Source organism: Paraburkholderia fungorum, assembly GCF_902833645.1.
GTDB lineage: Bacteria > Pseudomonadota > Gammaproteobacteria > Burkholderiales > Burkholderiaceae > Paraburkholderia > Paraburkholderia fungorum.
In genome coordinates this window covers 272535-290905 of sequence record NZ_CADFGE010000005.1, presented here as the reverse complement: position 1 = coordinate 290905, position 18371 = coordinate 272535, and the positions used below count along the sequence as shown (strand labels likewise).

Genomic DNA, 18371 nt, shown 5'->3' with positions numbered 1-18371 from the left:
GCGCAAGGCCATCGTGCGGGTCTGTCCGCATATCGGAAACCCGCTGCACGGATGGTGCGGGGCGCAGTCGCGCCACCTTGCACCTATGCGGCACCGCGGCCGGCGTCAGTTCCAGTAATCAGGATGGCCGTACGTATGCTTGAGAAAGTCCAGAAACAGACGCACCCGCAGCGGCAAATGCCGGCGTTGCGGAAACACCGCATGGATGCCGATCGGCGGCGCGGCGAACTCGTCGAGCACGCTGACGAGGCGCCCGGCCGCGATATCCGCGCCGACCTCCCACCACGAACGCCACGCGAGCCCGTAACCCTCAAGGCACCACTCGTGCAGCACGGCGCCATCCGAGCATTCCATCGTGCCGGACACCTTGATCGACACGACCTTGTCGCCCTGCTGGAACATCCAGCCACGCTGCTGGTTGGCACTCGCACCGAGCGCCAGGCAGTTGTGGTGCGCGAGATCGGCCAGTGTGTGCGGCGAGCCGCGCCGGCTCAGATACGACGGCGAAGCCACACACACGCGGCGGTTCTCGCCAAGCTTGAGCGACACCAGGGACGAATCCGGCAACTCCCCCAAACGCACGGCGCAGTCGAAGCCCTCGTTGACGAGATCAACCAGCCGGTCGGACAGGTCGAGCGTAATCGACACATCCGGATGGGCGACGGTGAAGGCAGGCACCAACGGCGCAACATGCCTGCGTCCAAACCCGGCCGGCGCCGACAGGCGCAAATGGCCGCTCGCCTTCACGCCCCCGGCCGACACGCTGGCTTCGGCGTTCTGCATGTCGTGAATGACGCGCTGGCAATCCTCGAGAAACGCCGAGCCTTCGAAGGTCAGCGTGATCTTTCGAGTGGTCCGCACAAGCAATTTGACGCCGAGGCGTTCTTCCAGCGCATCGATACGGCGGCCAATGATGGCGGGCGCGACGCCCTCGGCGAGCGCCGCAGCCGACAGGCTGCCCTTGGCCGCGACGGTAACGAAAGTTTCGATCTGCTTGAAACGGTCCATGGGCAGTGGAGCCGCAATGCCCCGAAGGAAGTCCTCTGGGACTGCGCGGGAAAGTGGTCGGTGCGCGTCAGATTAGGTGGATGAAAGTAAAAGATCAAGTGATCTTTAGCCTCTTTTTTAGCGCATACCATCACTAATACAATCCGTCCTGACCTCTAATGGAGTGCACGGCAATGTCGGCCACAACGACACCTTTCCCCAAAGCAGTGATTTTCGACGCCTACGGCACGCTTTTCGACGTGCATTCGGTGATCGCTGCCGCGGAGCAAATGTTCCCGGGCCAGGGCGACGCGCTTTCGCAGTTGTGGCGCCAGAAACAGATCGAATACACGCAGTTGCGCACCCTCGCCGATCCGGCCGGCGCACCGGGCGCGCACTACCGGCCGTTCTGGGACATCACGCTCGACGCCTTGCGCTTCTCCGCCAGGAAACTGCATCTCACGCTGGGCCGCGCGGCGGAAAAGCGTCTGATGGACGAATACGCGTGCCTGTCCGCTTTTCCCGATGCCGTCCCCGCACTGCGCCAGTTGCGCGACGCACCGTCGCCGTTGTCCGCCTCCACGCCTGCGCCTGCGGGCGGCAAAACCGCGCCGATGGTAACTGCGACGCCCGGTCTCGCGATCCTCTCGAACGGCAATCCGCAAATGCTCGACATTGCCGTGAAGAGCGCCGGCATGACGCGCCTGTTCGACCATGTTCTGTCCGTCGATACCGTACGCGCGTACAAACCCTCGCCCGCAGCCTACTCGCTCGGCACACAAGCCTTCGGCGCCGAGCCGCGCGAGATCGTCTTCGTGTCGTCGAACGGCTGGGACGTGGCTGGCGCGAGCTGGTTCGGCTTCACCACTTTCTGGCTTAACCGGCAAAACGCACCCGCCGAAGAACTAGGCGTTACGCCGCACGGCGCAGGCGGAGGCATGAACGATCTGCTCGCTTTTTTGAAGTCTCTCGCGTCGCCCAACCGCAATAGCGGCACCGGCAATCCCGGCGGCAGCCGCCCGCGCCACAGCCCTGGCGCGTGACGGCTATTGCCTGGATTCCACGACGCAATTCAAGCGCATCTCAACATTTGCACCTTTGCAATCTGACCGACCAAGGAGAAACCATGGCGAATCCGCTGTCATCGCAGTCCTCACTGCAGTTGCCGCAGGGCATGGAAATCACGGCTGAGATCAAGCCGGGCTATGAAGCAATCCTCACCCGCGAAGCGCTTGAGCTTGTCGCCGCGCTGCATCGCACGTTCGAACCACGCCGCCAGCAACTGCTGCAGGCGCGCGTCGAGCGCACTAAACGGCTCGACGCCGGTGAGCGTCCGGACTTCCTCGCCGAAACGAAGAGCGTGCGCGAAGGCGACTGGAAGATCGCACCGCTGCCGCAAGATCTGCAGTGCCGCCGCGTGGAGATTACCGGTCCGGTCGAGCGCAAGATGATCATCAACGCGCTGAATTCGGGCGCGGATTCATACATGACCGACTTCGAGGATTCGAACGCGCCGAGCTGGGATAACCAGATTACCGGCCATATCAATCTGAAGGACGCGGTGCGCCGCACGATTTCGCTCGAACAGAATGGCAAGTCGTACACGCTGAACGACAAGATCGCCACGCTGATCGTGCGTCCGCGCGGCTGGCACCTGGACGAAAAGCACGTGACGGTGGACGGCAAGCGCGTCAGCGGCGGTATCTTTGACTTCGCGCTCTTCATGGTTCACAACGCGAAGGAACAGGTCGCGCGCGGCACGGCGCCCTACTTCTATCTGCCGAAGATGGAAAGCCACCTCGAAGCACGCCTGTGGAACGACATCTTCCTCGCCGCACAGGAAGCCGTGGGCGTGCCGCGCGGCACGATTCGCGCGACCGTGCTGATCGAAACGATCGTCGCCGCGTTCGAAATGGACGAAATCCTGTACGAGTTGCGCGAGCACAGCTCGGGTCTGAACGCCGGCCGTTGGGACTACATCTTCTCGGCAATCAAGAAGTTCAAGAGCGACCGCGATTTCTGCCTCGCCGACCGCTCGCAGATCACCATGACCTCGCCTTTCATGCGTGCCTACGCGCTGCTGCTGCTGAAGACCTGCCATCGCCGCAACGCCCCGGCAATCGGCGGCATGAGCGCGCTGATTCCGATCAAGAACGATCCGGCAGCGAACGAAAAGGCCATGGGCGGCGTGCGCTCGGACAAGGCACGCGATGCGGGCGACGGTTACGACGGCGGCTGGGTGGCGCACCCGGGTCTCGTGCCGATCGCGATGGAAGAATTCGTCAAGGTGCTCGGCGACAAGCCGAACCAGATCGGCAAGCAACGCGACGACGTGCTCGTCACGGCGTCCGACCTGACGGACTTCCGCCCGGAAACGCCGATCACCGAAGGCGGTCTGCGCAACAACATCAACGTCGGCATTCACTACCTGGGTTCGTGGCTCGCAGGCAATGGCTGCGTGCCGATTCACAACCTGATGGAAGACGCCGCCACCGCGGAAATCTCGCGCTCGCAAGTGTGGCAGTGGATTCGCTCGCCGAAGGGCAAGCTCGAAGATGGCCGCAAGGTCACGGCGGAACTGGTGCGTGCCTTGTCGGCAGAAGAGCTCGACAAGGTGAAGCAGGCCGTCGGCGGCGATACGAAGCCGTACGATCGCGCCGCGCAAATCTTCGACGAAATGTCGACATCGGAGCAATTCACCGACTTTCTGACGCTGCCGCTGTACGAAGAAATCTGAGGCATCCAGGCTGCCTCAGGCACCAGCAATAACGACGTCGTACCAGGCCCGCTTTCACCAGCCACGCAAGATGAAAGAGCGGCCCGGGTCGCAAGGCTGACCGACCGGACGGCCCGACAGGCGCATGCCTGCCGGGCCGTTTTTTTATGCGCACGCGATGTAGCCGCTATGCGTTGTTACGTAAACTTGGTGCGCTCGCCGCGAACCGGCGCGAGCATCGCTCAGCGCGTGCTGCGATGCTCGACCCAATCGCCCGATCTGATTTCCGGCAGGCCCTTCACCGCATTGGGCGAGACCGGATAGAAGCGGCAGTTCACGACGTTGCCGTCTACTTTCAGCATCACTTCCCGCGCGAGGAAACGATCTTCGACGCCAGGATACACCGCTTCGATCTCATCGAGCACCGCGACCAGTTCATCTTCGATTTCGTAGACGTCACCCGTGACGTCTACGCCCGCTTCGTCGACCACCAGACCTGGATACAGGCCGAAGTCGAACAGATGGCCGCGCACCGTGGCCGTGCCGAGCAGATTCGGCTCGGCGATTTCGTTGCGCGCGGCAGCCTCTCTGAGGTCATTCACTTCGCCGGCACGCAACGTGCCATATACAAAAACGGTCTGCATCGTCGTTTGCTCTCCTTGATGATGAATTCGGTTCGCCCCGGCTGACGCCGGCGCTTCAGTTCAGCGGCGCGCTCGCCACCAGCACGCCGTCGATATCCGCATAGATCCACTCGCCCGGACGCACCAGCGCGCCCGGCAACTGCACCGGCACGTCGCGCTCACCCGTGCCGAGTTTCTGGCCACGCCGTGGGCAGGTCGCCAGGGCCGCCACCCCGACATTGATTTCGTTGAGCTCCAGCGTATCGCGCACGCAGCCGTTCAGCACGATGCCCGCCCAGCCGTTCTGCTCGGCAATTTGCGCGAGGTTGCCGCCTACCAGCGCGCAACGCAGACTGCCGCCGCCGTCGACCACCAGCACCCGGCCGGCGCCCTTCTCCTCGAGCGTGGCGCGCACGAGCGCGTTGTCTTCGAACACCTTGAGCGTCACCGCCTCGCCGCTGAAACTCTCGGCACGGCTGAAGAGATGAAAGACCGGCTCGAGCACACGCAACGTGCCCAGCGCCAGCAGGTCCTCGTGCGCATCGCACAAGTCGGCGGTGGCGAAGCTCATGGGGGTTCTCCTCGGAATCCGTGCAATCGGGACATTATGCAACGTCAATTCCGACGCAACACCTACAATGAGAAGCCCGCGGTAATTTTGAGCCCGTACCGCCGGGGCCGCACGCCCGGGTCCACGCACGAACGCGCGGTGCCTGGGCGCCGCATGCTCATGGGTTCCACGTCTTCGCAGGCGCTGCTTTATTTGAGTTCCATCCCCTGGATCGATCTTCAATATGAATTCGTCCACTGACCCGGACCCGTCGAGCCAGACCCGCTTCGCCGACATTCCGCCCGAATTCCAGCCGACGCAATCGCATCCGATTCGCGTACGCTCACGGCTGATGCCGTCGGGCTGGCGTATCGCGCGACACACGCATGCGTGGGCGCAGGTGGCCTATGCGTCGCGGGGGGTGCTGCGCGTTGCGACAACCGGCACAACATGGATGGTGCCGCCATCCCGGGCGATCTGGGTGCCGCCGCATGTGATGCACGAAGTGGTCGCGATCGAAGACGCCTTTCTGCGCACGCTCTACATTACCGAAAGCACGGTCCCGGCGGGACTGGATAGTCCGCGTGTGGTCGAGGTATCGAACCTGCTGCGCGAAGTCATCGCCGCGCTCGACACACCTGGCATTTCAGCGACACGCGAACAACTGCTAGGCGCGCTCGCGCTCGACGAACTGACGCGCTCGGAGCCCCTGCCGCTATCGGTGCCGATGCCCAACGAGAAGCGCTTGCGCGCGCTGTGCGAGGCCGTGATCGCGGATCCGACGCACGGCGACTCGCTCGAACAATGGGCATCGAGTGTCGGTGCGAGTACGCGCACGATCGCCCGGTTGTTTCGTCAGGAGTTAGGCGTGAGTTTTTCGCAATGGCGGCAGCAGGCCATTCTCGCGCGTGCGATTCCGCTATTGAGTCAAGGGCGGCCGCTTTCACACGTCGCACAAGAACTGGGCTACCAGAGTCAGAGCGCGTTCTCGGCGATGTTCCGGCGGGCATTCGGCGCCAGTCCACGCGCGTTCATCGAGCGTGGCGCCGAGCACCGCGTGGAAAGCGCAGCTAGCAGTGCTGCTTCGGAAGCGGACGAAGAGACCGCGCAGAAGTGACGGTGCAAGGGATAACCGCTCGCGGCAATGCGTCAGACGCGCCGCGCCAGATGACGGATCGCGCCGAGTTGCGCCAGACGCGGCCCGGTCAGCTTATACCCCTTGCGCTGATACAAGCGCGCGGCGGGATTGTCGACGAACACGCGCAACTGCAACTCGCGTAGCCCGCGCTCGCGTGCCCACTGATGCGAGATGTCGAGCAGATACGTGCCGGCGCCGAGCCGCCGATGCCCTTCGGCAATCTGCACGTCGCGGATGTGCAGCGAATCCCCTTCTTGCGTGATGCGCAGCACGCCGATCGGCTCGCCATCCACTTCGAGAATGAAATTTTCCGACTCGCGCCAACTGCCGAGAAAGAGATCGCCACGCCAGACCAGATGGTGCCGGCGATAGTAGCCACCCATGTTGTTGCGGGTCAGCGCCTCAGCGAACTCGAAATCGTCCATGCTGGCCTGGCGCAGATAAAACGGTGACGGAGCTTCGGTTGGGTCGAACATGGCGGGACGACGAAGATAAGTCAGGTCAACGGTAAAACAGCCCGCGCGCGCTGGCAATGGCTGTTTGTCCCGAGCATACCCGGACGATACCCAGGCGGACCGGCGGCGGAAATAAAAAAAGCCCACTTCTTTCGAAGTGGGCTTTTTAAAATCTGGCGGAGCGGACGGGACTCGAACCCGCGACCCCCGGCGTGACAGGCCGGTATTCTAACCAACTGAACTACCGCTCCAGATTTTTACAGCGCGGTTTATGAGCCAGGCTCTTTCAACCGCTGCACCGTTCATACTGCCAACCGAACGACGCCGATGTGCTGGCGTCCCCTAGGGGATTCGAACCCCTGTACTCACCGTGAAAGGGTGATGTCCTAGGCCTCTAGACGAAGGGGACAACGTACTGCTTACACCTTTAATGAAAAAGCCCGTTCAGATTTGTATGAACGGGCTTTGTCTGGCGGAGTGGACGGGACTCGAACCCGCGACCCCCGGCGTGACAGGCCGGTATTCTAACCAACTGAACTACCACTCCAGTTTGCCTATCATGACTTGCGAGCGTTGGTTTTTTCTCTGCAAGCTGCGCTGCTTTACTGCTACCAAGCGACGCTGATGTTTGGCGTCCCCTAGGGGATTCGAACCCCTGTACTCACCGTGAAAGGGTGATGTCCTAGGCCTCTAGACGAAGGGGACATAATCTTTTCAGATCTGTCTTTATCTTGCTGCTAACTGACGTTAATTTCGTTTCGTCTGCAGCAAAGACCGATATTCTAACTACGTTACAGCCGTTTGTGAAGTCTTTTTTGCTACAAGCTCCAGACTTCGGAACGACTTCACTCTGCTCTGATGGTGGAGGTAAGCGGGATCGAACCGCTGACCTCTTGCATGCCATGCAAGCGCTCTCCCAGCTGAGCTATACCCCCCTTGCAGAACAGAAACGAGATTCTAGAGGCCAATTTGCGCTTTGTAAATACCCTTTGAGCAATTGCATGCGACTTTTTTCGCAAGTCGCATGCAAACCCTCTCAAGGCAGGCGCGAATGCGCTCAAGCCAACGCTTTTTCGATACGGCTCACGACGACATCGCGGCCAAACAGCATCAGCACGCTGTCGATCGACGGCGTATGCGTGGTGCCCGCCACCAGCAGACGAACCGGCATGGCGAGTTGCGGCATCTTCAGCTTGTGTGCGCCAAGCGTTGCCTTCAACGCTGCGGCGATCGCCTCCTTGGTCCACTCCACCGTCTTGAGCGATGCAGCCAGCTCGGCCAGTGCCGGACGCACGGCATCCGTGACGTGCTGCGCGAGCGCCTCGGCGTCCGGCGCCGGCACGCGATAGAACATCGCCGCGTTCTCGGCGATTTCCTTCACCGTGGAAGCGCGGTCCTTCAGCAGCCCCACTACCGAAGTCAGATCGGCGCCTTGCGCAATCGCGGCTTCGTCGATACCCAACTCGGCGAAGAAAGGCTTGGCGAGTTCCGCGAGGCGCGCGTTGTCCGCTTCCTTGATGTAGTGCGCGTTGAGCCAGTTCAGCTTGTCGTGGTCGTACTGCGCCGGCGACTTGCCCAGATGCTCCAGATCGAACCATTCCACGAACTGCTCGCGCGTGAAGATTTCCGCGTCACCATGCGACCAGCCCAGACGCGCCAGATAGTTGACCACCGCTTCCGGCAGATAACCGGCGTCGCGATAACCCATCACGCTCATCGCGCCATGACGCTTGCTCATCTTCTCGCCCCGCTCGTTCAGCACGGTCGGCAAGTGCGCATACACCGGCGGCTCGGCACCAAGCGCACGCAGAATGTTGATCTGGCGCGGCGTATTGTTGACGTGATCGTCGCCGCGAATCACGTGCGTGATGCGCATGTCCAGGTCGTCCACCACCACGCAGAAGTTGTACATCGGCGTGCCGTCCGGGCGTGCGACCACAAGGTCGTCGAGTTCTTCGTTCGAGATCTCGATGCGGCCTTTCACTGCGTCGTCCCATGCCACGACACCCGTCAACGGATTACGGAAGCGCAGCACCGGTTGCACGCCTGCCGGCGGCGCCGGCAACACCTTGCCGGGCTCCGGACGCCACGTACCGTCGTAACGCGGCTTTTCGCCCGCTTCACGCTGACGTTCACGCAATGCGTCGAGTTCTTCGGTCGACATGTAGCACGGGTACACGAGGCCGGCATCCAGCATCTGCTTGAGCACTTCGCGATAACGGTCCATGTTCTGCATCTGGTAGAACGGGCCTTCGTCGAAATCGAGGCCCAGCCACTCCATACCTTCGAGAATGGCGTCGACGGCTTCGGTACTCGAGCGCTCGACGTCGGTGTCCTCGATCCGCAGCACGAAGCTCCCTTTCATCTTGCGCGCGAACGCCCACGGATAAAGCGCGGAGCGAATGTTGCCGAGGTGGATGAAGCCGGTGGGACTCGGTGCGAAACGGGTGCGAACAGAGGTGGTCATTTGCAGTTACTCGGAAGACAGGCGCCGGCGCCGTGACAGACATTGCCCGTGAAGCGCGGCAGCGGACCGCGCCCATGCAACAGAAAACGCCAAGCATGGGCACGCAGGAAATAAATGTGAGAGCGGAATTATACCTTCCGAACCCGGCTTGCCTGCCCTCGTCCGAACGGCCAGCGGCAGCACACGGGGCGCGCGGAACGCATGCCCCAGTGCGCCTGGGCGCTTCGTCTGCAACGTTTCATTACCAGGCCGACGCGCGCCCGGAGCTTTGATTTATGATGTGCGCGCGCTGCGAGTGGGGATAGAACCGCAGCGCATGAGATCGCCGCCGGCGCTCCCGTCCGTTTGACTATCCGTCTGATCGCGGCTCAGCTTGCGCCCATTGTTCCGATCGCGCGCCGCCCATGCCGTTGCTGGAGAACCCGTTGAAACCGTCATCCCCTCGCCTCGCCCGTCGTAACTTCTCATTGGCGGCTGCCTCCGCGGTGCTGGCTGCCTGCACCACGACCGGCGGCAGCAAGACCGATAGCACGCCGGTCGCCGTCACGCCCACGGGCAACACGCCGCCGCTCGACAAACCGCAGCGGCCAATCCGTGTCGGGCTCGCGCTAGGCGGCGGCGCCGCGCGCGGCTTCGCGCACATCGGCGTGATCAAGGCGCTAGAGGCGCGCAATATCCAGGTCGACCTGGTAGCGGGCACCAGCGCGGGCTCGGTAGTCGGTGCGCTTTACGCCTCGGGGATGAACGGCTTTGCGCTGAACAAGCTCGCGCTTTCCATGGACGAAGCGTCGATCAGCGACTGGGCCATGCCGTTTCGCACACGCGGTTTTCTGCAAGGCATCGCGCTGCAAAACTACCTGAATACGACCCTCAACAATCGTCCGATCGAGAAGATGGCCAAGCCCCTCGGTGTGGTCGCCACGGATCTGAAAACCGGCCAGCCGATCCTGTTCCAGCGCGGCAACACCGGCATTGCCGTGCGCGCATCGTGCAGCGTGCCGTCGATTTTCGAGCCGGTGAAAATAGGCGGCCATGAATACGTGGACGGTGGCCTGGTGAGCCCGGTGCCGGCCTCGTTCGCACGCAGGATGGGCGCGGATTTCGTGATCGCCGTCGACATCTCGCAGCGCCCGGAAAGCGGGCTCACCGCCAGTTCGTTCGATGTGCTGATGCAGACCTTCACGATCATGGGCCAGACGATCAAGACCTATGAACTCGACAAGTACGCGGATGTCGTGATCCGGCCGAATCTCGCCGCCATGAGCGGCAGCGATTTCTCGCAGCGCAACGCCGCGATTCTGGCCGGAGAGGAAGCGGTGGCGAAGATGATGCCAGAGTTGCAGCGCAAGCTCGCCGCGAGCCGCGCCGCGGCCTGACCCGCCCGCGAAGTAACGCCGGGTACACCGCCGGCATACTCCAACTCCCGTCACGCGCGTTGCGTCGAACGGGCCGGAGTTCAGCCCGAAAGACTCGCCGGCAGCTCGGCAAGCACCCAAACGCAAAAAGCCTGCTTCAGAAGAAGCAGGCTTTTTGCGCACCGGCACTATCCGTGCGGGCCGAATCAGTTACTGATTACCGCCGATCGACGCATTCACGCGCTTGCGCAGATCTTCACCGTCCTGATAGGACGTTTCGATCCGGCGTGCGCCCGTGAAGCGCTTTTCCCAGTAACCGCTATCCATATCGTCGACGCGGATCGTGCTGCCCGTGGAGGGCGAATGCACGAACTTGTTGTCGCCGATGTAGATGCCCACGTGCGAGAACGTACGGCGCATCGTATTGAAGAACACCAGATCGCCCGGCTTCAGGTCGCTCACGCGAACCTTTTCGCCCACGCGGCTCATTTCCTCGGCGCGACGCGGCAGCGCCATACCGAGCGTGTCCTGGAACACGTAGCGAACGAACCCGCTGCAATCGAGCCCCGAATCGGGCGTATTACCCCCCCAACGGTAGCGAACGCCGATCATGTTCAGCGCACCGACCACCACATCGCCCGCTTTGCCGGCCATGCCGGACAGGAACGATTTGGCGCCGCCGTCGTTGTCGGTAGCGGGCTGTTGCGAACTGAGAGGGGACAAAGAATTCGACCCGGTGGGGGTCGAATATGAGGCATTCTGATTCAAACTGCTTACTTCGTCGGCGAACGCGCCGGGAGCTGCTGCCATCAAGACGCCAATGAACATCCCGGCGACGACGCGCGTGCAAGCCTGGGTTAGGTTTCTGTGCTGCATTGGTCGGTATTTTTTGCCTAAAAATCAGTGGGCTACGGAAAAAAGTTTGGTCGATACTAGCCAGTAAGTATTCGTGTGTCAAAACAAATAGAAAAATACAATCGAGACACGCACCCAATTGGTGAAAGAGTGCAAAATCAGTGATCCAGCGCCGCTTTCAGCAGCTTTCGAGTGTAAGGGTGCGCCGGTGTCGCAAAAATCTGCTCAACGTCGCCGCTTTCGACGATCGAACCGTTTTGCATGACCGCAACACGATGTGCCATCGCCCCGATCACGGCCAGATCGTGGCTGATGAAAACGAAGCCGAGGTTGTACTTCTGCTGCAATCCGGCGAGCAGTTTCAGCACCTGCTGCTGGATCGACACGTCGAGCGCACTGGTCGGTTCGTCGAGGATCAGAATGCGCGGCTCCAGCACCAGCGCGCGCGCAATCGCGATCCGCTGTCGCTGGCCGCCGGAAAACTCATGCGGATAGCGGTACAACACAGTCCGATCCAGACCGACTTCGCGCAGAACCGACACTACCTTGTCGCGCCGTGCCTCCTGGCTCATTTGCGGCCGATGCAAAGCGAGCCCTTCTCCGACGATCCGCTCGATGGTCTGGCGTGGTGAAAGCGAACTGAACGGGTCCTGAAAGACAACTTGCATATTCGAGCGTAAGGCAGTCTGTTCAGGGCCGCGATAGCTGCCAAGCGCCCTGCCCTGAAACTCGATCTCGCCGTGCGCCGTGCGTTGCAAACCGAGCAGGGCCATCGCCAGCGTCGATTTGCCCGAACCCGATTCGCCGACGATGCCGAGCGTCTCGCCCTGGCGCACCGCCACGCTCGCATCGGCGACCGCGCGGAAGTGCCCCGAGCGAAACCAGCCGCCCACGCCCGGAAGTTTCGTTTTGAAGTCGACCGAGACGTTGCGTGCCTCGAGCAGCACGGGTGAGATCGGCAGCACGGGTACCACCGTGCGTTGCGGACGGCTTGCCAGCAGGCGTTGTGTGTACGGATGCTGCGGCGCTTCGAACACCTGCTCGACGGAACCGCACTCCACCAGTACGCCCTTCTCCATCACCGCGATACGTTGCGCGAAATGCCGCACCAGATTCAGGTCGTGCGTGATCAACAGCACCGCCATGCCACGCTTCTCAGCTTCGTCGCGTTGCAACTCCAGCAGCAACTCGACGATCTGTGCGCGGATCGTCACGTCGAGCGCCGTGGTCGGTTCATCGGCGAGCAACAGACGCGGACGGCACGCGAGCGCCATGGCGATCATCGCGCGTTGCCGCTGACCGCCCGAGAGCTCGTGCGGGTAGCTATTCACGCGCTTGCCGGGTTCCGCGATACCCGTGCGCCCCAACAGCGCCACGGCGCGCTTGCGCGCCTCGTTCGCCGCGACGCCGTCGTGCACGACGATCGTCTCCGCGATCTGGTCGCCCACCGTATAAAGCGGATTGAGGGCGGTCATCGGCTCCTGGAAGATCATCGCGATATCCGAGCCGCGCATGCCGCGCATCTGGCGCTCGCTTTTGGCAAGCAGATCCTCGCCGTCGAAGCGGATCGCCCCGCTCACCTGCGCATCGCTCAACAGACGCAGGATCGACAGCGCCGTCACGCTCTTGCCCGAGCCCGACTCACCGACCAGTGCGACCCGCTCGCCGCGTTGAATCGCGAGCGTTACGTCGTTCACCGCGACGGCGTCGCCGAAGGTCACATGCAGACGATCGAGCTCCAGCAGCGGCGGCGTGATGCCGTGTTGTGCGTCGTTCTGAACCTTGGTGCTCACTGGCTGCCTCCGGCGCGCATGGCGTCAGCAATACGGGTATCCAGCGCATTGCGCAGCGCATCGCCCATGAAGGTCAGAAGCAGGAGCAGCACAACCAGCACGCCGAACGTGGATAGCGAGATCCACCACGCGTCGAGATTCGCTTTGCCTTGCGCAAGCAGTTCACCGAGGCTAGGTGTCGGCGACGGCACGCCGAGGCCGAGAAAATCGAGGCTGGTGAGCGCGAGAATCGAGCCGCTCATGGTGAACGGCAAGAATGTGATGACCGGTGTCAGACTGTTCGGCAGTATGTGCCGCCACATGATCTGCCAGTTCGACAGGCCGATCGCCCGCGCCGCGCGCACATAGTCCTGCTGGCGATTGCGCAGAAACTCCGCGCGCACGTAGGCCGCAAGGCCGACCCAGCCAAACAGCGACAGCAGCACGATCAACAGAACGAAGCCCGGCTCGAAAATCGAAGCGAAAATGATCAGCAGATACAACTGCGGCATCGCGGTCCAGATTTCGATCAGGCGCTGCCCGACAATGTCGATACGTCCTCCGAAATATCCCTGCACCGCGCCCGCGGCAACCCCGAGTACCGTGCCGATCAAGGTCAGCACCAGACCGAATTCGACCGACACGCGAAAGCCATACAGAAGACGCGCGAGCAGATCACGGCCACGGTCGTCGGTACCGAGCCAGTTGTCGCGCGACGGCGGCGCCGGGTTTGGCGCTTTCGAGAAATAATTCAGCGTGTCGTAGTAGTACGGGTTCGGTGGATACACCGCGAAATTACCCGACGCGTCGAAACGATGCCTGATATACGGATCGAGATAATCGGCCGGCGTCGGAAAGTCGCCGCCGAAGGTGGTCTCGGCGTATGTCTTGAACATCGGGAAATACAGTTGCCCTTCGTAGCGAACCACGAGCGGCTTGTCGTTCGACCACAGCGGCCCGGCGAGGCTCGCCGCGAACGCGACGACGAATATGATCAGGCTCCAGTAGCCGAGGCGCTGCTGGCGAAAACGCCGCCAGATGCGTCGCCAGGGCGTTGGCGAGACGAAAGCGCGAGCCGGTTCGGTGCGCGCCGCCGCATCGGTTGAAAGGCGGGCTCGATTCATCTGCGCTCCAGTTCTTCGAATTGGATGCGGGGATCGACCCACACATAGCAAAGATCGGAAATCAGATTGGTCGCAAGACCGATCAGCGTGAACAGATACAAGGTGCCGAGCACCACCGGATAGTCGCGCCGCACCACGGATTCGTACGACAGCAGGCCGAGTCCGTCGAGCGAAAACAGCGTCTCGATCAGCAGGCTGCCGGTGAAAAACGCCGCAATGAACGCCGACGGAAAACCGACGATCAAGGGCAGCATTGCATTGCGGAACACGTGCTTCCACAGCACGCGCTTTTCCGACAATCCTTTGGCACGCGCGGTCAGCACGTACTGCTTGCGGATTTCATCGAGGAAGGCGTTTTTCGTCAGCATCGTGACGACAGCGAAGCTGCCCACCACCGAGGCCGTGATCGGCAGCGTGATGTGCCACAGGTAGTCCAGAATCTTGCCGCCCCAACTCAACTGCGCCCAGTTGTCCGAGGTGAGATTGCGCAGCGGGAAAAGCTGCAGGAAGCTGCCGCCGCCGAACAGCACCAGCAGCAACACGCCCAGCACGAAGCCCGGAATCGCGTAACCGACCAGCACCACGAGGCTCGTCGCGAAATCGAAGCGCGAACCGTTGCGCACAGCCTTGGCTATCCCCAGCGGCACCGATATCAGGTAGGTCAGGAAGAAGGTCCATAAGCCAATGCTGATCGATACCGGCAACTTCGAAATGATTAGCGACCACACGCTTTGGTGGCGGAAATAGCTCTGACCAAGGTCGAATGTCGCGAAGCGTTTCAGCATCAGGACATAGCGCTCGAGCGGCGGCTTGTCGAAGCCATACAGTGCTTTCAGTTGCGCGATCTGCTGCGCGTCTACGCCGCTATGCGAGCGCAGACCGAACGGTGCGCCGTTTTCGGCGCCTTTACGCAGTTCGTGCTGCATCTGCTCGACCGGGCCGCCCGGGACGAACTGGATCACGACGAAGGTCAGCGTCAGCACACCGAGCAAGGTCGGAATCATCAACAGCAGGCGTTTTAGGATGTAGCTCCACATGGCGTCGGTTCCGGTGCGAAGGCAGTGAATGAATGACGCGTCAATGCGCCTCAGGTTGCGGTTGCGGCGATTGCGGCGGTTGCGGCTGTGCATACCACCACATCGTCGTGATCCAGCCTTCCGCGCCATAGTACAGAGGCAAGGTTTTGGGCCATGCGAGACCGCGTTTGAAGGCGATCCGGTGCGTGGCGCTGTACCACTGTGGAATCACATAGTAGCCATGCATCAGCACGCGGTCGAGCGCATGCGTTGCGTCGACCAGTTGCTCCAGCGTCTGCGCATGCACCAGCGCTTTCAGGATCGCGTCGACTGCCGGCGACTTGAGTCCGATTATGTTGTCCGAGCCTGGCGTGTCGGCAGCCTTGCTGCCGAATCGTTCGATCTGCTCCGAACCGGGCACCTGCACGTCCGGCATGCGAATCGTAGTCGTGTCGAAGTCGAATGCGTCGAGTCGCTTCTGATAGACCGCGAAATCGGATACGCGAAACGTTGCCTTGATGCCGAGCTTTTGCAGGTTGCGAATGTACGTCGCGACGATCGGCGACATCGCCGCTTCGGAGCTGGAGTCATCGAGAATTTCGAATTCGAATGGCTGACCCTGGGCGTTGCGCAACGCGTTGTCGCGATAGGTCCACCCGGCCTGCTGCAACAGCGCGCGTGCCTGCAAGAGGTTGGCGCGCAGCGAACCCGGCGGATCGGTGTCCGGCTGCTTCGGCGGAGGACCGAACACCGCCGGATCGAGTTTCGCGCGCCACGGATCGAGAAGCGCGAGTTCACCCGGCGAAGGCAGGCCCTTCGCCTGCAGATCCGTATTAGCGAAGAAACTGTCGATACGCGTGTACTGATTGAAGAACAACTGGCGGTTCAACCACTGAAAATCGAATGCGAGATCGAGCGCCTTACGCACTCTCACGTCCTGGAACAACGGCCGGCGCAGATTAAGGATGAACCCCTGCATGCCGGTGCCGTTATGCTGCGGAAATTCGCGCTTGATCAACTCGCCACTATCGAATTTCTTGCCGACGTCGCGCCGCACCCAATTACGTGCGATGTATTCGACCATTGCATCGTATTCGCCCGCCTTGAACGCTTCCAACCGCGCGACGTTATCCGAATACAGTTTATAGACGATCCGATCGAAATTATTGGTGCCGACCCGCACCGGCAACGTCGCCCCCCAATAATTCGGATTGCGCCGATACGTAATCGTGCGGCCGTTGTCGTACTGATCGATCAGATAAGGTCCGCTGCCAATCGGTTTTTCAAAGGCCAATTGATCGAACCCAATCCGGCTGCCGTCCGGTTTCATGCCCCACTTGCGCGAGAACACCGGCATGCTGCCCACCAGCAGCGGCAACTCGCGATTGCGTTGATGAAACTCGAAGCGGATCGTGTGCGGGTCCACGACTACCGCGCGCGTGATCTCGCCGAAGATCGATGCGAACTGCGGCGCGGCCTGTGGGCTCTTCAATGTGTCGAGCGAAAACTTGACGTCGTCGGCGGTAACCGGATCGCCGTTCGAAAAACGTGCGCGCGGATTAATATGGAAAGTGGTCGAGAGGCCGTCGCGCGCGATATTGATGTCGTCGGCGAGCAAGCCGTAGGCGCTGGCCACTTCGTCGCTGCTGCCGATGGTCAGGCTTTCGAACAGCATGTCGAGGCCCGGGGCCGGATTGCCGCGCAGCGTGAATGGGTTGAATTTGTCGAAGCTGGTGAGCCGGTTCGGATTGGCCATCACCAGCGTGCCGCCTTTGGGGGCATCCGGGTTGACGTAGTCGAAGTGTTTGAAACCCGCGGGATATTTCGGTTCGCCATATTGGGCGATCGCATAAACCGCGTGGGCCGCGGGTGCCGCGAGCAGACCGGCCAGGACGAACCCACCGCACAGCGCGGCGGCGCATGCGTCGCGCCAGGTGTGAGGCACAACCCGCGGCACAAGCCGCGCCACAACCGGTACACCGACACGCGATAGCCTGTGAATCACACGGCACCAAAGTGCACGAGGCGTTTGAACCCATCGCGAGCCAGTTGTCATAAGGGCCTTGTTAGTCAGTGGGCAATAGCAATGTGAAAGGATTCTACCCAATAAAGCTGCGCAATCCGCACATCTCATCGCCGCGGCGTTCAGGTGCGTGGTAAGCAAACCTCACTGGGAGAATTCATGGGCTTCGTCGCTGGTAAACCGATCCTGCCGACCGGCCTGCCGTCGAACTGTTCGGTTGGTTGTGGCATCGCGACCATAGCCGACTGAGCAGGCACGAGGCACCGCGTCTGCAATGTTCAACGCGCACTTTCGGCTCGGTATACAGGTTTCGCGAGTGCAATAAAAAAACCGCCCGGGACGGGCGGTTTTTTTGACACGGCAATCGCGTCGACTCCAGCTTACTAATGGCTCAATGCCAGCCGCGACGATTGTCGTAGTGATCACGGCGGTAGTCGTAGCGGCCCGGGGGATGATGGCGGTACCAGTCGTCACGCGCCCAGTAGCGGCGGCCATCCCAGTAGCGGTCGCCGTGCCAGCCGATCACGATCGCCGGGCCACCGTAGTACACAGGAGCCGGTTGGTAGACAACAGGCGGCGGAGGCGGCGGCGGCGGTGCATAAACCGGAGCGGGAGCGACGTAGACCGGCGCGGGGATACCGATGTTGACGCCGACGCTCAGACCGCCGGCCATTGCAGCACCCGACGCAGCCAACCCGAGAACCCCGATCAGAAGCGGAACAATACGTGCGGACTTCATTGATCACCCTTTTGAAGAATGTGTGTTGTTGGCCGAAATATAGCGCAAGGCAGCCGTCCGCGTATTTCAACTTTGTAATAACTGATGCATAACATCGCGCCGCTAGCAGCCTCGTTACGTCTCGTTACATTGGACAAAGGTTTGGTGAAAAAGTCGTGGCGGCGTAATCGAACCGCCTCACTGCCGTCTCGCTGTTAAGCGCCCATCTGTTGGTAAATGCGCCTGGCTCATACCCTCTCTGCCTTCACCGCTGCGAGGCAATCCTGGCTACTGTTCCCACCTGCGCCAGTCCATCCGGCCGCCGGCATCTGGATCACTTTGCAGGTGCGGACTGCCGAAGCACCCCAATCGGTAGGATATCGAATTATTTTTTGCGGTACGTAACAAGCCCAGATGAACGCCGGAACCCGTCCCCTACCGGTCGCCGTACCCTTCCTGCACGTTCGCACAAGTCCGACTCATGAACGTGCGCCTTCGCCTTCCAAGACCAGATGGGTTGCAAAGCGCCTGGGCGCCCCAGCTACTCCCCTCCGCGATTGCTACAACGCCCT

15 protein-coding genes and 5 tRNA genes are annotated in these 18371 nt (G+C 61.6%); 4 read left to right on the top strand and 16 right to left on the bottom strand.

The features are described from left to right. Positions 1–105: 105 nt before the first annotated feature. On the bottom strand, positions 106–1008 hold the full coding sequence (locus HWX91_RS18420; RefSeq protein WP_028199403.1) for a LysR family transcriptional regulator: 903 nt from the start codon (positions 1006–1008) through the stop codon (positions 106–108). Between the two features lie 173 nt (positions 1009–1181). Here HWX91_RS18420 and HWX91_RS18415 point away from each other — a divergent pair, with 173 nt between their 5' ends. Together HWX91_RS18415 and aceB are read left to right on the top strand one after the other, a co-directional pair. Next, positions 1182–2030, top strand: a complete 849-nt coding sequence (locus HWX91_RS18415) for a (S)-2-haloacid dehalogenase (RefSeq protein WP_028199404.1) — start codon at positions 1182–1184, stop codon at positions 2028–2030. Between the two features lie 83 nt (positions 2031–2113). Continuing rightward, on the top strand, positions 2114–3724 hold the full coding sequence (gene aceB, locus HWX91_RS18410; RefSeq protein ID WP_028199405.1) for a malate synthase A: 1611 nt from the start codon (positions 2114–2116) through the stop codon (positions 3722–3724). 221 nt (positions 3725–3945) lie between these two features. On the opposite strand, the gene HWX91_RS18405 is transcribed toward aceB, so the two are convergent. Both HWX91_RS18405 and rraA read right to left on the bottom strand, forming a co-directional pair. Next, on the bottom strand, positions 3946–4347 hold the full coding sequence (locus HWX91_RS18405; RefSeq protein ID WP_028199406.1) for a gamma-glutamylcyclotransferase family protein: 402 nt from the start codon (positions 4345–4347) through the stop codon (positions 3946–3948). 55 nt (positions 4348–4402) lie between these two features. Beyond that, the gene (gene rraA, locus HWX91_RS18400) at positions 4403–4897 is read right to left on the bottom strand and encodes a ribonuclease E activity regulator RraA (protein WP_028199407.1); all 495 of its coding nucleotides are present in this window, start codon (positions 4895–4897) and stop codon (positions 4403–4405) included. Positions 4898–5120: 223 nt separating this feature from the next. Between rraA and HWX91_RS18395 the strand changes: the two genes are divergently transcribed. Beyond that, the gene (locus tag HWX91_RS18395) at positions 5121–5993 is read left to right on the top strand and encodes an AraC family transcriptional regulator (RefSeq protein WP_028199408.1); all 873 of its coding nucleotides are present in this window, start codon (positions 5121–5123) and stop codon (positions 5991–5993) included. 32 nt (positions 5994–6025) lie between these two features. On the opposite strand, the gene HWX91_RS18390 is transcribed toward HWX91_RS18395, so the two are convergent. The 7 genes from HWX91_RS18390 to gltX all read right to left on the bottom strand — a co-directional run bounded on the left by HWX91_RS18390 (position 6026) and on the right by gltX (position 8936). Continuing rightward, on the bottom strand, positions 6026–6490 hold the full coding sequence (locus HWX91_RS18390) for a GNAT family N-acetyltransferase (RefSeq protein WP_028199409.1): 465 nt from the start codon (positions 6488–6490) through the stop codon (positions 6026–6028). A gap of 153 nt (positions 6491–6643) precedes the next feature. Beyond that, positions 6644–6720: transfer RNA gene (locus HWX91_RS18385), tRNA-Asp, on the bottom strand. A gap of 82 nt (positions 6721–6802) precedes the next feature. Beyond that, positions 6803–6878 (bottom strand) — tRNA-Glu (locus HWX91_RS18380). Between the two features lie 61 nt (positions 6879–6939). Then, a tRNA-Asp gene (locus tag HWX91_RS18375) sits at positions 6940–7016 on the bottom strand. Positions 7017–7098: 82 nt separating this feature from the next. Beyond that, positions 7099–7174 (bottom strand) — tRNA-Glu (locus tag HWX91_RS18370). A gap of 154 nt (positions 7175–7328) precedes the next feature. Then, a tRNA-Ala gene (locus HWX91_RS18365) sits at positions 7329–7404 on the bottom strand. 122 nt (positions 7405–7526) lie between these two features. After that, positions 7527–8936: a glutamate--tRNA ligase gene (gene gltX / locus HWX91_RS18360; protein ID WP_028199410.1), complete on the bottom strand. Its 1410-nt coding sequence runs from the start codon at positions 8934–8936 to the stop codon at positions 7527–7529. Between the two features lie 425 nt (positions 8937–9361). On the opposite strand from gltX, the gene HWX91_RS18355 reads away from it, so the two are divergent. Then, positions 9362–10312, top strand: coding sequence for a patatin-like phospholipase family protein (locus HWX91_RS18355; RefSeq protein ID WP_028199411.1), 951 nt, complete (start codon positions 9362–9364; stop codon positions 10310–10312). 189 nt (positions 10313–10501) lie between these two features. Here HWX91_RS18355 and HWX91_RS18350 read toward each other — a convergent pair whose 3' ends face one another. From HWX91_RS18350 to HWX91_RS18325, 6 genes are all read right to left on the bottom strand, one after another. After that, the gene (locus HWX91_RS18350; protein ID WP_028199412.1) at positions 10502–11167 is read right to left on the bottom strand and encodes a C40 family peptidase; all 666 of its coding nucleotides are present in this window, start codon (positions 11165–11167) and stop codon (positions 10502–10504) included. Between the two features lie 137 nt (positions 11168–11304). Beyond that, positions 11305–12939 carry an ABC transporter ATP-binding protein gene (locus tag HWX91_RS18345; RefSeq protein WP_028199413.1) on the bottom strand — a complete coding sequence of 545 codons (1635 nt, stop codon included), beginning with the start codon at positions 12937–12939 and terminating at the stop codon, positions 11305–11307. Beyond that, positions 12936–14042: an ABC transporter permease gene (locus HWX91_RS18340; protein ID WP_028199414.1), complete on the bottom strand. Its 1107-nt coding sequence runs from the start codon at positions 14040–14042 to the stop codon at positions 12936–12938. Before HWX91_RS18340 ends, HWX91_RS18345 begins: the two co-directional genes overlap by 4 nt. Continuing rightward, positions 14039–15079, bottom strand: a complete 1041-nt coding sequence (locus HWX91_RS18335; protein WP_028199415.1) for a microcin C ABC transporter permease YejB — start codon at positions 15077–15079, stop codon at positions 14039–14041. Before HWX91_RS18335 ends, HWX91_RS18340 begins: the two co-directional genes overlap by 4 nt. Positions 15080–15119: 40 nt before the next feature. After that, on the bottom strand, positions 15120–17114 hold the full coding sequence (locus HWX91_RS18330; protein WP_081833211.1) for an extracellular solute-binding protein: 1995 nt from the start codon (positions 17112–17114) through the stop codon (positions 15120–15122). Positions 17115–17472: 358 nt separating this feature from the next. Further along, positions 17473–17820 (bottom strand): hypothetical protein, encoded by a 348-nt coding sequence (locus HWX91_RS18325; protein WP_028199417.1) that lies wholly within the window; start codon positions 17818–17820, stop codon positions 17473–17475. Positions 17821–18371 lie beyond the last annotated feature (551 nt).

What these genes read in the sequence shown, in the direction of transcription:
- rraA (WP_028199407.1), bottom strand. Translation starts at nt 4,897, where the DNA reads ATGAGCTTCGCCACCGCCGACTTGTGCGATGCGCACGAGGACCTGCTG.
- HWX91_RS18420 (WP_028199403.1), bottom strand. Translation starts at nt 1,008, where the DNA reads ATGGACCGTTTCAAGCAGATCGAAACTTTCGTTACCGTCGCGGCCAAG.
- HWX91_RS18325 (WP_028199417.1), bottom strand. Translation starts at nt 17,820, where the DNA reads ATGAAGTCCGCACGTATTGTTCCGCTTCTGATCGGGGTTCTCGGGTTG.
- HWX91_RS18405 (WP_028199406.1), bottom strand. Translation starts at nt 4,347, where the DNA reads ATGCAGACCGTTTTTGTATATGGCACGTTGCGTGCCGGCGAAGTGAAT.
- aceB (WP_028199405.1), top strand. Translation starts at nt 2,114, where the DNA reads ATGGCGAATCCGCTGTCATCGCAGTCCTCACTGCAGTTGCCGCAGGGC.
- HWX91_RS18390 (WP_028199409.1), bottom strand. Translation starts at nt 6,490, where the DNA reads ATGTTCGACCCAACCGAAGCTCCGTCACCGTTTTATCTGCGCCAGGCC.
- HWX91_RS18335 (WP_028199415.1), bottom strand. Translation starts at nt 15,079, where the DNA reads ATGTGGAGCTACATCCTAAAACGCCTGCTGTTGATGATTCCGACCTTG.
- gltX (WP_028199410.1), bottom strand. Translation starts at nt 8,936, where the DNA reads ATGACCACCTCTGTTCGCACCCGTTTCGCACCGAGTCCCACCGGCTTC.
- HWX91_RS18395 (WP_028199408.1), top strand. Translation starts at nt 5,121, where the DNA reads ATGAATTCGTCCACTGACCCGGACCCGTCGAGCCAGACCCGCTTCGCC.
- HWX91_RS18415 (WP_028199404.1), top strand. Translation starts at nt 1,182, where the DNA reads ATGTCGGCCACAACGACACCTTTCCCCAAAGCAGTGATTTTCGACGCC.
- HWX91_RS18340 (WP_028199414.1), bottom strand. Translation starts at nt 14,042, where the DNA reads ATGAATCGAGCCCGCCTTTCAACCGATGCGGCGGCGCGCACCGAACCG.
- HWX91_RS18350 (WP_028199412.1), bottom strand. Translation starts at nt 11,167, where the DNA reads ATGCAGCACAGAAACCTAACCCAGGCTTGCACGCGCGTCGTCGCCGGG.
- HWX91_RS18330 (WP_081833211.1), bottom strand. Translation starts at nt 17,114, where the DNA reads ATGACAACTGGCTCGCGATGGGTTCAAACGCCTCGTGCACTTTGGTGC.